Here is a 12,875-nt window from a genome sequence, read left to right as displayed (position 1 = left end):
GCACCTCCCGGCCGAAGGCTGGGGGAGGAGCCGCACATCGGCAGTTCCTCCCGCCCCTGGCGGAGTGCAACGACCGGTTGAGGGGCAAGCGTCGGGGCTTCACTCCTTCGGGTGGTAGGGGGCCGGATGGCCGACTGGGTGTCGGTGGTGGGACGTAGTTTCGTGCCGTCGGCCGAACACGCGTCCCCGCGTCGGGGTTAACCGCGGTCGGCGTGTGCGTGGTGGGGGAGTCAGTGGTCAGCTCGGCCGCTGTGCGGCCGTGTGCGCCCGTGTGGTCCTCCGCCTGAATTCGTCGTCATCTTCCGGACGGAGGTCCCATGCGCATCGCACTGGTCACCGAGAGTGTCGCCTCCGTCGCGTGGAGCGACCGGCTCGTCGCCGCCCTGCCCGAGCACGAGTTCGTGCGGATCTCACCCGCCGCCGCGGATCGCCCCCGCTCAGCACCGCCGTTCGCCGCCCGCAGACGGCGCGCCCTGGCCGCGTACGGGGAGTTGGTCCGCTCGCTGGTCGAGCCCCGCGCCGCGGCCGGTTTCGGCGAGGCCCTGAACGCGCTGACGGACGAGGCGCGGGCGGGCGGCCTGCCCGCCCTGCTGCGGTCCGGCGCCGCGGTCCGGGCGCTGGAGTCGACCTGGTTCGGCTCGGCGGCCGCCGCTGTCGCCGCAGGGCCGGGGGACGCGGGCGTACCCCTGGTGCAGGACGCCCTGGTCGCCACGGATCTGCTGGAACGCGCCCTGCGACCGCTCTCGCTGCCCTGGTACGGCCCGAAGGGCGCCCTGCACGGCGCGGACGTCTGCCACGTCGTCGACGGGCCGTCCGCCCTGCTCGCGGGCCTCGTCGCCAAGACCCGCCTCGGCCTGCCGCTGCTGCTGACCGAGCACAACCTGCACCTGCGCGAGCGCTACCGCGGCTACCGGGCCTCCCGGTACCGGTGGCCGGTCCGGTCCCTGCTGCTCGCCTTCCACCGGCTGCTCGCCGGGGAGGGCTACGACCAGGCGGACGTGATCACGCCGGGCAGCGCCTTCGACCAGCGCTGGCAGGAGTACTGCGGGGCCCGGCGCGAGCGGATCCGCGTGGTCTACGAGGCCACCCCGCTCGCCGAGGAGCCGCCGGTCGGGCCCGAGCCGGAGCGGCCGACGCTCGCATGGCTCGGGCCGATAGAGCCGGCCGGAGGGCTGGAGGCGATGCTGAGGGCCTTCGCGCTGGTCCGCGAGGAACTGCCGGACGCGGTTCTGCGCGTCCACGGCCAAGCCCCCGCCGGCGCGGCCGCCTACGAGGAGCACTGCCGCTCCCTGGCCCGGCGCCTCTTCGACGACGCGACGGAGGGCGGCACGGGGGCGGACGCTGTCTCGTTCGACGGCCACCCGGTGCGGCTGCGTTCCGCCTACGAGCACGCCACGGTCCTGGTCTTCTCCGGCAGCGCCGGGGTGCGCCCGCAGTTGCTGGCCCAGGCCCAGCTCAGCGGCCGCCCGGTGGTGGCGGCCGACTCCGGCGCGGCGCGGGAGGTGCTGGGGCGGACGGGCCTGCTCGTCCCGGTCGGGGAGCCCGCCCCGCTCGCCGCGGCCTGTGCCGCACTGCTGCGGGACGAGGAGCGCCGTGAGCGTCTCGGTCACGCGGGCCGTCTGCGCGCCCAGGAGCTGTACGCGGTGGAGCCGGCCGTCGACGCCTTCGGCACGCTCTACCTCGAGCTCGCGGCCGCGCTCCCCGCGCCCGCCCCGGAGCGGGCCGGACAGCCCTTCGCCCGCCCGGCCGAGTACTGGGTCGGGGCCTTCCCGAAGGGGGTGCCCGCCCAATGACGCCTCGTCACGCCGCACGCGGCGGCCCCGCGCCGAGGCACGGTGGCTCCGGCCAGCATGCCGCGAGTCCCCGGTCCGTCCCCGGTCCCGGCCGCCACGCGGGCCCGTCGCGGCCCGCCCGTTCCGCCCCGCCGACGCGTCCGCGGGGTGCGGCCGATCCGGTGCAGGTTCTGATGGAGCGCCACCAGGAGCTGTACGCGGACGCGGTGGACCCGCTGGACATCGCCGCGGTGCTGGAGCGTTCCGGCATCGGCCCGGAGACCGCCGGTCGCTTCCGGCACGCCGACGTCTTCTCGCTCGCCGAGGAGCTCCATGCCCGCGTACCGCGCCGGGCGCTCGCGGCGCCACCGGACCCGGGAGCCTGGCGACGCCGGGCCCGACCGGCCGCGACCGTCACAGCGGCCCTCGTCGCGGTGTCCCTGCTGCTCTGGAGCCTGCGGGCGTTCGGGCTGCCGGTTCCCCCGGTGGCCCAGGTGACGGCCTTCGCCCTGGTCGCCGCTCCGACGTCGGGGCGCGGGCTGCGGCCTCCCGAGCGGGCAGTGTTCGCCCTGGGTGTCGGCGCCCTGCTGGGCCTCGCCCAGGGCGTCGGTCCGCCTCAGCTCGCGCTGGCGGCGGGGGTCGGGGCCGCCGAGTGGTCGGCCCGCTGGTTCCGCCACCTGGGTTGGGGCCATGTCCGTGCCCGATCCTCCCGCGAGTTCCGGGCGCGGATGCGGCCGGTGCTGCCCGCGGTGGTGCTGGGGTACCTGGCGGTGCTGGCCGGTCTCACGGCGGCGGCCCTCGCGCTGCCGCCCGGCGGCGGCCATGGTGCCTCGGTGATCGCGCCGGTCTGGTCGAGCCCCGGGGCGGTCTGGGCCGCTCAGGGCGGAGCCGGAGCGGCGCTGCTGGTGGCCCTGATGCTGCGGCACGGCGTGCGGGTTCCGGGGGCCCTCACCGTCCTCGCCGCCTCGTCCGGCTGCGCCGCCATGGCCCGGGCCGTACCGGCCCAGCCGACCGCGATCGCGTGGGGCTGCGCGCTGACGGCCTGTCTGCTGCTGCCTTACGCCTGGGCCTCCCTGCTGAGCCCGGCGGCCCACCGGCCCCCGCCGGGGGACGAGGCGGTGGCGCCAGGGCCGTAGACCAGGCCCTCCGATCATCCCGGCCTCGGCACAGGGGCCCGGGCGAACAGCTCTGGGGCGGGGCGAGGCGGGGCGCTTCGCGAGCCGGCCGCTCCTTCGCCTCCGCACGGACGACAACCGCCCCGTGCCCCCGACGCGCGGTCCGCCCGCCGGTCCGGACCTCGGGATCCGCCCGGGGAGCCACCCACCCATCGAGCAACGAACCGCACTACGTACGGAAGGACCACCTGATGAGGGTGCTGCTGCTGGGCGCCGACGGCTTCATCGGCCGTCGCGTCGCCGATCGACTCTTCGCCGACCCGGAACTCCAGGTCACTGTGCTCGGCCGACGCGACTCGGCGGACATCCGCTTCGACCTCGCCGCGGGCAGCCCGGGCGCGCTGGCCCGGTTCCTCGACGCCGTGATGCCGCGGGTGGTCGTCAACTGTGCCGGTGCGACCTACGGCAGCCCGCGCGATCTGGTCCGGGCCAACACCCAGGCCGTCGCGACGGTCTGTGAGGCGATCCGTCGCAGCCACGACCCGGCCCGGCTGGTGCACGTCGGCTCCGCCGCCGAGTACGGTCCGGTCCCGATCGGCACGGCGACGGCCGAGACGGCCGAACCGCGTCCGCTCGGGCCGTACGGCGTCACCAAGCTGGCGGGGACGGAGCTCGCGCTCTCCTCGGGTCTGGACGCCGTCGTGCTGCGGATCTTCGACGTGGTCGGTCCCGGCGTTCCGGCGGGGTCCCTCTTCGGGCGTCTCTCGGAGGGACTGCGGCGGGCGCTGGAGCGGGGCGAGTCTCATGTTCGTACCGCCGATCTGTCCGCATTCCGAGACTTCGTCGACGTGCGGGACGTGGCGCGTGCCGTCCAGTCCGCCGCTGTCTCGGCGGCCACCGGCGTGATCAACATCGGTGGCGGTGCCGGAGTGCGGATGCGTGACGCCGCCGGGCTGCTGGTGCGGGCCTCGGGCTTCGAGGGTCGGCTGATGGAGGAGTCGCGCAGCCCGATCTCCGGCGCGGACGCCGCCGACCGGCCGATGGAGGTGCTGTGGCGGCAGGCGGACATCCGCACCGCGCGGGAGCGGCTCGGCTGGCGGCCCCGAGTGCCGCTGGAGGAGTCGCTGGCGGACATCTGGATGGAGACGGCCTGCCGCGTCTGAGCCGTCCCGGCCACGCGGCCACCCTTCTCACCTGCGGGCCGGGGGGCTCGTCTCACGATCGTCTCATCGGATGTCTCGCACATTGGACCAGGTGCTTCGGAATAGGTCCGCGCGTGGCACTGTTGGCCAGGGAAACACATCGCCTGACCACCACCGGAGTCCCCCGTGTCGCTGCCACCCCTGGTCGAGCCCGCTGCCGAGCTCACCGTGGACGAGGTCCGCAGGTACTCCCGCCACCTGATCATCCCGGATGTCGGGATGGACGGGCAGAAGCGGTTGAAGAACGCCAAGGTGCTCTGTGTGGGCGCCGGTGGACTGGGCTCGCCCGCACTGATGTACCTGGCCGCGGCCGGTGTCGGCACCCTCGGCATCGTCGAGTTCGACACCGTCGACGAGTCGAACCTGCAGCGTCAGATCATCCACGGCCAGTCCGACATCGGCCGCTCCAAGGCCGAGTCCGCGCGTGACTCGGTCAAGGAGATCAACCCCTACGTCAACGTGATCCTGCACGAGGAGCGCCTCGACGTCGACAACGTCAAGGAGATCTTCGCCGGGTACGACCTGATCGTCGACGGCACGGACAACTTCGCCACCCGGTACCTGGTCAACGACGCGGCCGTGCTGCTCGGCAAGCCGTACGTGTGGGGTTCGATCTACCGCTTCGACGGTCAGGCCTCCGTCTTCTGGGCCGAGCACGGCCCCTGCTACCGCTGCCTCTACCCGGAGGCGCCGCCGCCGGGCATGGTTCCCTCCTGCGCCGAGGGTGGCGTGCTGGGCGTGCTGTGCGCGTCCATCGGTTCGATCCAGGTCACCGAGGCTATCAAGCTGCTCGCCGGTGTCGGTGAGCCGCTGGTCGGCCGTCTGATGATCTACGACGCCCTGGAGATGCAGTACCGCCAGGTCAAGGTGCGCAAGGACCCGAACTGCGCGCTGTGCGGCGAGAACCCGACGGTCACCGACCTGATCGACTACGAGGCCTTCTGCGGCGCCGTCTCCGAGGAGGCCCAGCTGGCCGCCGCGGGCAACACGATCACGCCGAAGCAGCTCAAGGAGTGGCAGGACAACGAGGAGGACATCTTCCTCATCGACGTCCGCGAGCCGGGTGAGTACGAGATCGTCAACATCCCGGGCGCCACGCTGATCCCGAAGAACGAGTTCCTGCTCGGCAACGCCCTCGAGAAGATGCCGCAGGACAAGAAGATCGTCCTGCACTGCAAGACCGGCGTCCGTTCCGCCGAGGTGCTGGCCGTCCTGCACGCGGCCGGCTTCGCCGACGCGGTGCACGTCGGTGGCGGCGTCATCGGCTGGGTCAACCAGATCGAGCCGGAGAAGCCCGTCTACTAGGACTTCCGCCAGGAGATCCGCAACGCGAGGGGCCCTCCCGGACCGTACGGTCCGGGAGGGCCCCTCGCGTTGCCCGGTGTCCGGTGTTACAGCGCGCCGCGCCGCTGCAGGTAGCTGAAGGAGCCCCAGCCCGGCAGGACCGGCAGCCAGAACGTCAGCAGGCGGAACATCAGCACGGACGGCGTCGCGATCACGGCCGGGACGCCGGCCACCGAGCTGAGCAGCAGGATCAGCGCCGTCTCGATGGTCCCGATGCCGCCGGGCACCGGCACCGCCGAACCGGCCGCGTTGCCCGCCAGGTAGACCACGGCGATCGCCGCGAACCCGGCCGAGCCGCCGAAGGCCAGCACGCAGGTGTAGAGGCAGGCGATGAAGGCCATCGAGACGAGGATGATGCCGCCGAAGCCCGTCGCCAGCTTGGACGGGGTGCGCAGCAGGTCCAGCATGCGCGGGACGACGCCGATGAAGAGCGTCCGCAGTTGGTGGAAGACCCAGCGCCGCAGCGACGGGATCGCCGTGACGATCAGCACCACCACCGCCGCCACCAGCAGCACCGTGATCACGGTGCGTGCCGAGGGCACGTCGGAACTGCGCGCCGTCCCGGCGATCAGGCCGAAGCCGAGCAGCAGCACGATGTGCATGGCCAGGCCGACCAGCTGCGACGCTCCCACGCTCGCCACGGCCTGTCCCGACCGCACCCCGCAGCGCTGCAGGAACCGCGCGTTCAGCGCGACGCCGCCGACGGCCGCCGGGGCGACCAGCTTCACGAACGAGCCCGCCACCTGCGCGGCGAAGGTCCGCCAGAACGGCAGCTGCTCGGGCACGAAGCCCGCCAGGCTCATCGCGGCCCCGACGTAGCTGGCCACCGAGGCGCCCACCGCGATCGAGATCCAGCCCCACTGCGCGTGCGCGAGCTTGGTCAGCGGGTTGTTGGTCAGCTGGCCCACCAGCAGGTACGCGGCGAAGGCGCCCGCGACGAGGCTGATCAGGGTCTTCGGCTTGAGCCGCTCCAGCTTGGCCGGCTCGACCGGGGCCTGCGGCACCAGCTCCAGGATCTGCTCGCGGATGAGCGAGAGCAGGTCCGTGGGGTCCGGGTGGGCCTCCAGCGCCGCCTCGATCTTCATGCCGGCGGCGATCTTGGCGTCGCGTTCGGCCTGGACCTCGGCCTTGGCCTGCCGGTGGTAGGCCGACAGGTCCTGACGGGTCGAGCGGCTCAGACCCACCGGTTGCAGCATCGGCAGGGCGGCCGCGGTCCGGGCGGTCCCGAGCACCTGCGTGGCGGAGGCGACCGCGCGCTCGGGGCCGACCCGCAGCGCGAACGTGGTCAGCAACTGGGAGACGTCCATGCGCAGCGCCAGGTCGCCGGCGGCGATGTCGCCGCCGGCGAGGTTGACCAGGCAGGTGCCGCCGTCCTCGGTGACCAGCAGCGCGCTGGAGGTGAGCTGCCGGTGGGCGATCCGGCGGTCGTGCAGGATGCGGACGGACGTCCAGGCGTCGCCGAGGACCTTGTCGCTGATCTCACTGTCGTCCAGGTCCGCCAGGGCCCGGCCCTCGATCCGCTCGTAGACCAGGATCACCGCGTCGGGGCCGAGCTCGGAGGTGGCGATCAGGAGCGGCGAACGGGCGCCCGCCGCGTTCGCGGCGTAGGCGATCAGAGCCTCCTGCTCCAGCGCCTGGCGCAGCGACTGCGGGCTGGAGCGGGTCGCGACGGCGCGCAGCCGCAGCCGTCGCCAGAAGCGGTAGAAGAAGCCGGACGCCTGGTGCTCGCGGTCGATCACGTGGACGTCGAGCGGCGGGCCGACCCGCTGGACCACCAGGTAGCGGCGGGTGCCCTCGGGTCCGTCGGGGGAGCGGTGCGCGGTGATCGGGTCGAAGCCGACCTTGCGCAGACCGGCCAGCAGGTGCTCCCCGGTCGGGCGCACGTTGGGGCTGCCGACGGCGTAGAGGGTGCCGTAGGCGACGGTCAGGCCGAGCAGGATGGTGATCGCGATCGACAGCGGGGTGGTGTTCCCGCCCACCAGCTCGGAGAGGCTGTCCATCAGCACGACCAGCCACAGCGCCACCCGCCAGCGCGGGCGGCTGGCCATGCCGACGGCGGTCATGTAGGCGATGACCGGCGTGAGGTAGCCGTGCACGGGGTCCGAGGCGACGCCGTTGTGCGTGACCACGAGCGCGTCGTAGATGGGCGCCGGGGCCGCCTTGAGGACCCACAGGTCGACGCCGAGCGAGATGCCGTGCGCCAGCACGGCGGCCAGGACGCCGTCCGCGACGCGCAGCCCGTCCCGTTTGATCAGCCGCTCGACGGCGAAGGCGACGGGCACGATCAGCACGGCCGCGGTGGAGAAGAAGCTGGTGATCGTGACCAGGAAGCTGGGCAGCCGGTTGGCGTTGGTGTTGATGTCGGCGGTCAGGCCACTCGTCGTGGACTGCGCGATGCTGGCCAGCACCAGGACGGCGGCGATGCCGAGCAGGCCGAGCAGGAAACGCAGCAGGTCCGAGGGCCGGTGCGCGCGGGCGGGCAGCAGCGGCTCGTTGACCGCGACGCTCGCCGGTTGCTGGGCCGGCCCGTCCGGCCTCTCGCCCTGGTGCCCCGGGTCGGCGTCGGTGCGGCTGTCGCCGTGGGCGTCGCGGGCGGCGTCGTGGGTGACCGACTCCTCGGGCGACGACGCGGGGTCGGCCGGGCTCGCGGGGTCGGCCGGGCTTGCAGGGTCGCCGGCACCGGAGGAGGAACGCTTCACCAGGTCGACGGGCGGAGCGCTCGCTCCGGCCGCACCGGCGCCCGCCGGTTCTCCCGTCGACGGCTGGTCCGGCTCGGACGGCTCAGCCGCTGCTCCCACCACTGGTCCCGCCGCTGCCCCGGTCGCTGGTTCGGCCGGGTCCGTCGGCTCGTCCGGTTCGGATGCGGGCATGCTCCGGGGCGCGTCGGCAGAGCCCGCCGCGCTCGTGGCCCTCGATCCGGTCATCGCTCCCCGTGTGCCTTCTGTCCGTCCGCCCGCCGTCGTCCCCTCATCAGGGCCCCTTCAGGTATTTCAAGGGTGGCATGGTCGGATCGTGCGCGCGGCGGTGAGGTGTCCCCGTGCCGACCCTCGGCGGATGCTACATTCCCCCGGCTGGGTGAGCGAGGAGGTTCCCCGGCACGGTCCCCCTTCGGTGTGGTGCTTCCGCACGCGTTGTCGTACCCGTGCGACAGAATGCCGGTTGTGAACGAAGGGGCGTTGAAGTCCGAGCTTCCGCCGTATGCCGAACGCGTCCTGGACGTCGCGGAGGCCATTCCGGCTGGACGGGTGATGACCTACGGCGATGTCGCCGAATACCTGGGGGAGGGCGGTCCGCGGCAGGTCGGGCGGGTGATGGCGCTCTACGGGGGCGCCGTGCCGTGGTGGCGGGTGATCCGCGCGGACGGGCGGTTGCTGCCGGGCCACGAGCTGCGTGCGCTGGAGCAGTACCGGGTCGAGGGCACCGCGCTGCGCGAGGTCGCCGGGCAGCACATGCCCCGTGTCGATCTGCGCCGCGCCCGCTGGGACGGCCGCGCTCAGTGACGGCCCACTGACGCGGGCGACCGTGTCGGTAGCGGTGGGACGTGGCGAACGCCACGGATCCGCTGATTCGGGAGACAGACGCGGGGCTGTCGGGGCAGGATCGTAGGCTCGCTGTCGGACGGAGTGCGTGAGGCGCACCCCGTTCCCGTGTGCCGCCTGCTTCGCCCTTGGATCCGCTGATGACCACCTCCCTGCCCGCCGGCGCCTACCGCCTGGTGCGTGAGCCGGTCGTGTCCGCGGTGCCGCCTGCGCTGGACCACCACCAGCAGGCGGTGGTGGACCACCGTGGCGGCCCACTGCTGGTGCTGGCCGGTCCCGGCACCGGCAAGACCACCACGTTGGTGGAGGCGGTCGCGGCGCGGATCGCCGAGGGCGTCCCGGCCGAGGAGATCCTCGTGCTCACCTTCAGCCGCAAGGCGGCGGTGGAGCTGCGCGACCGGATCACCGCCCGGCTCGGCGTGACGGGCACGCCCACCGGGGCCGTGGCCGTCCCGCAGGCGACGACGTTCCACTCCTTCTGCTACGCGCTGCTCCGTGCCCACCAGGAGCCCGACCTCTACGCGGAGCCGCTGCGCCTGCTTTCCGGCCCCGAGCAGGACGTCTTGGTGCGAGAGCTGCTGGTCGGCGGCGCCGAGGACGCCCGCGCGGGCCGCGCGGGCCGGCCCGGCTGGCCGGGGGAGCTGCGGGCCGCGCTGACCACCCGCGGCTTCGCGGACGAGGTCCGCGCGGTCCTCGCCCGCGCCCGCGAGCTCGGCCTCGGCGAGACGGAGCTGGCCCGCTTCGCCGACCGGGTCGGCCGCCCCGACTGGGCCGCTGCGGCGCGGTTCCTCGCCGAGTACCTGGACGTGCTCGACGCCCAGGATCTGCTCGACTACGCGGAGCTGGTGCACCGCGCGGTGCTGCTGGCGGAGCGTCCGGGGGTCGGCGAGCAGCTGCGCCGCACCTTCTCGGTCGTCTTCGTCGACGAGTACCAGGACACGGACCCCTCCCAGACAAGGCTGCTGCGGGCGCTCGCCGGCGACGGCCGCGAGCTGATCGCGGTCGGCGACCCGGACCAGTCGATCTACGCGTTCCGGGGCGCGGACGTCAACGGCATCCTCGACTTCCCGCACGCCTTCCCGCAGCGGGACGGGCGCCCCGCGCCGATCCAGGTGCTGCGCGTCTCGCGACGTGCCGGCCGTCGGCTGCTGGCCTCCAGCCGGGTGCTCGCCGAACGCCTCCCGGCCGGCCGCCTGCCCGCGGCGGCGCTGGCGGCCCACCGCGACCTGACACCGGCCCGCGACGGCGGCTCGGTCGAGGTGCTCACCTTCCCGACGCCGGGCGCGGAGCTGGACAACATCGCGGACCTGCTGCGCCGTGCGCACCTGGAGCAGGACGTCCCCTGGTCCGAGATGGCCGTGCTGGTCCGTGCGGGCTCCCGCTCCCTTCCGGGCCTGCGCCGCGCCCTCACCTCGGCCGGGGTCCCGGTCGAGATCGACGGCGACGACCTCCCTCTCCACGCCGAGCCCGCCGTCGCCCCGCTCCTCACCGCACTCCGCCTCTGCGCCCTCTCCGCCACCCGCGCCCGCCGCCTCACCTCGGCCCCCGACGACACCATCCCGCCCCAACCGGGCCCCGACCTGACGGAGACCCTGCCCGCACCTGTCGACCCCACACCCGCCGCGCCCGCACCCACGCCAGGAGTCGAGGGCGAGGCTTCGCCCTCGACTCCTGCGGCCCAGGACACGGACGAAGGTCCTTCGGCGGGGGCGGCGTCGCCAACGGACGGGCCCTTGGGCGCCGTCCAGGCCGGTCCCGCCGGGATCGGGGCTTCGCCCGCGACCCCTCCCTCGCCCCACGACGCGGCCGGAGGCCTGCCGGCGGAGGGGTCGGCCGCGCTCGCCGCAGGCGACGATCACGTTGGTGACCTGCGGTTCCGCTCCGGCGTGCACGATCTTGAGGATCCGCTGACCGTCGAGATCGCGCAGCAGCTGCTGACCGGTCCGCTCGCCGGGCTGGACGGGGCGGACCTGCGGCAGCTCGGGCGCGCCCTGCGGGAGGGGGAGCGCAGCGTCCTGCGCGAGGTCCCACCGGAGCAGCGCCGCGCAGTACGGCCCGCCGGGGAGCTGATCCGGGAGGCCCTCGCCGAGCCCGAGCGGCTCGTCATGGTCGCGGGCCCGGCGGCCCGCCGCGCCCGCGAGCTGGGGCTGCTGCTGCGCAAGGTGCAGGGCCTGCTGTCCGGCGGCGCCACCGCCGAGGACGCGCTGTGGGCGCTGTGGGAGGCGAGCAGCGCGTGGCGCGAGCGGCTGGAGCGCGGCGCCCTGCGCGGTGGCGCCGCCGGCCGCAACGCCGACCGTGACCTCGACGCGCTCTGCGCGCTGTTCGAGACCGCCGCCCGCGCCGAGCTGCGCGCGGGCGGCCCCCGCGGCGCGCTGAACTTCCTCGCCGAGGTGGAGCAGCAGGACATCGCCGCCGACAGGCTCTCCGGCCGGGCCGTGCGCGCGGACGCGGTCCGGCTGATGACCGCGCACCGCTCGAAGGGGCTGGAGTGGCGCCTCGTCGTGGTCGCCGGTGTCCAGGAGGGCCTCTGGCCCGACCTGCGGCGGCGCGGCTCGCTGCTGGAGGCGGACCGGATCGGCCGCGAGGGCCTCGCCGAGCCGATGCCGCAGAGCGCCCTGCTCGCAGAGGAGCGGCGCCTCTTCTACGTCGCCTGCACCCGGGCCAAGGAGCGCCTCGTGGTGACCGCCGTCCAGGCGGCGGCCGAGGACGGGGACGAGCCCTCACGCTTCCTGCGCGAGCTCTACCGTGAGCGTCCCGACGGGACGCGCGAGCCGGAGGTCCGCGTCGAGGACGTGACCCATCGGCCGCGGCGCGCGCTGTCCGTCGCCGCGCTCGTCGCGGAGCTGCGCGCGACCAGCGTCGACCCGGCCGTCTCGCCGCAGCTGCGCGAGGCCGCCGCCGAGCGGCTGGCCCGGCTCGCCGATCTCGCGGACGAGGACGGCCTGCCGCTCGTCCCGTCCGCGAACCCGCACCGCTGGTGGGGCATGGCCGACCTGACGGAGAACGAGGTCCCGGTGCGGGACCCGTCCCGTCCCGTGGAGCTGTCGGGCAGTGCGCTGGAGTCCGTGAACGCCTGCTCGTTGCAGTGGTTCCTCGGGCGGGAGGTCCGGGCCCAGGAGGTGTCGAGCGGGGCGCAGGGTTTCGGGAACGTGGTCCACGTGCTGGCCGAGGAGGTCGGCTCGGGGCGCGCCCCGGCCGATCTCGACGTGCTGATGGCCCGGCTCGACCGGGTCTGGGACGCGGTGGCCTTCGACGCCCCGTGGAAGTCGGAGCAGGAGAAGGGCGAGGCGCGGGCGGCCCTGGAACGCTTCCTGGCCTGGCACTCCGCCGAACGGGGACGCGTTCCCGTGGCGACCGAGCAGCCGTTCGACGTCGAGCTCAAGGCAGGCCCCTATGCGGTCCGCATCCGCGGCACCATGGACCGGGTCGAACGCGAGGACGCGACCGGCGCGGCCTACGTGGTGGACTTCAAGACCGGCCGCCACACGCCCACCAAGGCACAGGTCGAGGAGCACCCGCAGCTCGGTGTCTACCAGCTCGCGGTCCGCGAGGGCGCCGCGGACGAGGCCTTCGACGGGCTGCGGCCCGAGCCGGGCGGCGCGGAACTGGTGCAGTTGCGGCAGCCCGCGTCCCGCGCGGCCGAGGACGTGCCGAAGGTGCAGCACCAGGCGGGCCTGGCGGAGCACCCCGCGGGGGCGGAGTGGATCGAGGGGCTACTGGCCGAAGCGGCGGACCGGGTGCTGCGTGAGCGGTTCCTGCCGACGACCGGGGACCAGTGCGGCCACTGCTCCTTCCGCGGCAGCTGCTCGGCCCGGCCGGAGGGCCGCCAGGTCGTGGAGTGACCGGTGGGCAACGTCACCCACCTTCCGAGCCGCGGAGGCGCGGATCGTGTCGGACCCCCGC

6 protein-coding genes and 2 pseudogenes are annotated in these 12,875 nt (G+C 74.3%); 7 read left to right on the top strand and 1 reads right to left on the bottom strand.

The features are described 5' to 3' along the window. The first annotated feature begins 317 nt into the window (after nucleotides 1-317). The 5 genes and pseudogenes from ABH931_RS06710 (at nucleotide 318) to moeZ (ending at nucleotide 5,394) form a co-directional block, all read left to right on the top strand. Nucleotides 318-1,793 carry a glycosyltransferase gene (locus ABH931_RS06710; RefSeq protein ID WP_370110831.1) on the top strand — a complete coding sequence of 492 codons (1,476 nt, stop codon included), beginning with the start codon at nucleotides 318-320 and terminating at the stop codon, nucleotides 1,791-1,793. Nucleotides 1,794-1,954: 161 nt separating this feature from the next. Next, complete coding sequence (locus tag ABH931_RS06705) at nucleotides 1,955-2,908, top strand: hypothetical protein (protein WP_370110829.1); 954 nt, start codon at nucleotides 1,955-1,957, stop codon at nucleotides 2,906-2,908. Between the two features lie 230 nt (nucleotides 2,909-3,138). Beyond that, nucleotides 3,139-3,957 (top strand): annotated as a pseudogene (locus tag ABH931_RS06700) (NAD-dependent epimerase/dehydratase family protein); the annotation flags it as partial. Beyond that, a pseudogene (locus tag ABH931_RS06695) lies at nucleotides 3,940-4,050 on the top strand (reductase); the annotation flags it as partial. The pseudogenes ABH931_RS06700 and ABH931_RS06695, both read left to right, overlap by 18 nt. Before the next feature lie 165 nt (nucleotides 4,051-4,215). Beyond that, nucleotides 4,216-5,394: an adenylyltransferase/sulfurtransferase MoeZ gene (moeZ, locus tag ABH931_RS06690; RefSeq protein WP_370110828.1), complete on the top strand. Its 1,179-nt coding sequence runs from the start codon at nucleotides 4,216-4,218 to the stop codon at nucleotides 5,392-5,394. Between the two features lie 86 nt (nucleotides 5,395-5,480). On the opposite strand, the gene ABH931_RS06685 is transcribed toward moeZ, so the two are convergent. Further along, nucleotides 5,481-8,303: a flippase-like domain-containing protein gene (locus tag ABH931_RS06685; RefSeq protein WP_370110827.1), complete on the bottom strand. Its 2,823-nt coding sequence runs from the start codon at nucleotides 8,301-8,303 to the stop codon at nucleotides 5,481-5,483. Nucleotides 8,304-8,585: 282 nt separating this feature from the next. Here ABH931_RS06685 and ABH931_RS06680 point away from each other — a divergent pair, with 282 nt between their 5' ends. Both ABH931_RS06680 and ABH931_RS06675 read left to right on the top strand, forming a co-directional pair. Continuing rightward, on the top strand, nucleotides 8,586-8,933 hold the full coding sequence (locus tag ABH931_RS06680) for an MGMT family protein (protein WP_370110824.1): 348 nt from the start codon (nucleotides 8,586-8,588) through the stop codon (nucleotides 8,931-8,933). 179 nt (nucleotides 8,934-9,112) lie between these two features. Further along, nucleotides 9,113-12,814, top strand: a complete 3,702-nt coding sequence (locus tag ABH931_RS06675; protein WP_370110822.1) for an ATP-dependent helicase — start codon at nucleotides 9,113-9,115, stop codon at nucleotides 12,812-12,814. Nucleotides 12,815-12,875 lie beyond the last annotated feature (61 nt).

Source organism: Streptacidiphilus sp. MAP12-33 (assembly GCF_041261265.1).
In the GTDB taxonomy this organism is placed as follows: Bacteria; Actinomycetota; Actinomycetes; order Streptomycetales; family Streptomycetaceae; genus Streptacidiphilus.
Note: the sequence above shows the minus strand (reverse complement) of the source record. Positions and strands in the feature narration are given on the sequence as shown.

Excerpts from the sequence above, each read along its gene's own strand:
- ABH931_RS06675 (WP_370110822.1), top strand. The coding sequence starts at position 9,113 with ATGACCACCTCCCTGCCCGCCGGCGCCTACCGCCTGGTGCGTGAGCCG.
- ABH931_RS06685 (WP_370110827.1), bottom strand. The coding sequence starts at position 8,303 with ATGCCCGCATCCGAACCGGACGAGCCGACGGACCCGGCCGAACCAGCG.
- ABH931_RS06680 (WP_370110824.1), top strand. The coding sequence starts at position 8,586 with ATGCCGGTTGTGAACGAAGGGGCGTTGAAGTCCGAGCTTCCGCCGTAT.
- ABH931_RS06710 (WP_370110831.1), top strand. The coding sequence starts at position 318 with ATGCGCATCGCACTGGTCACCGAGAGTGTCGCCTCCGTCGCGTGGAGC.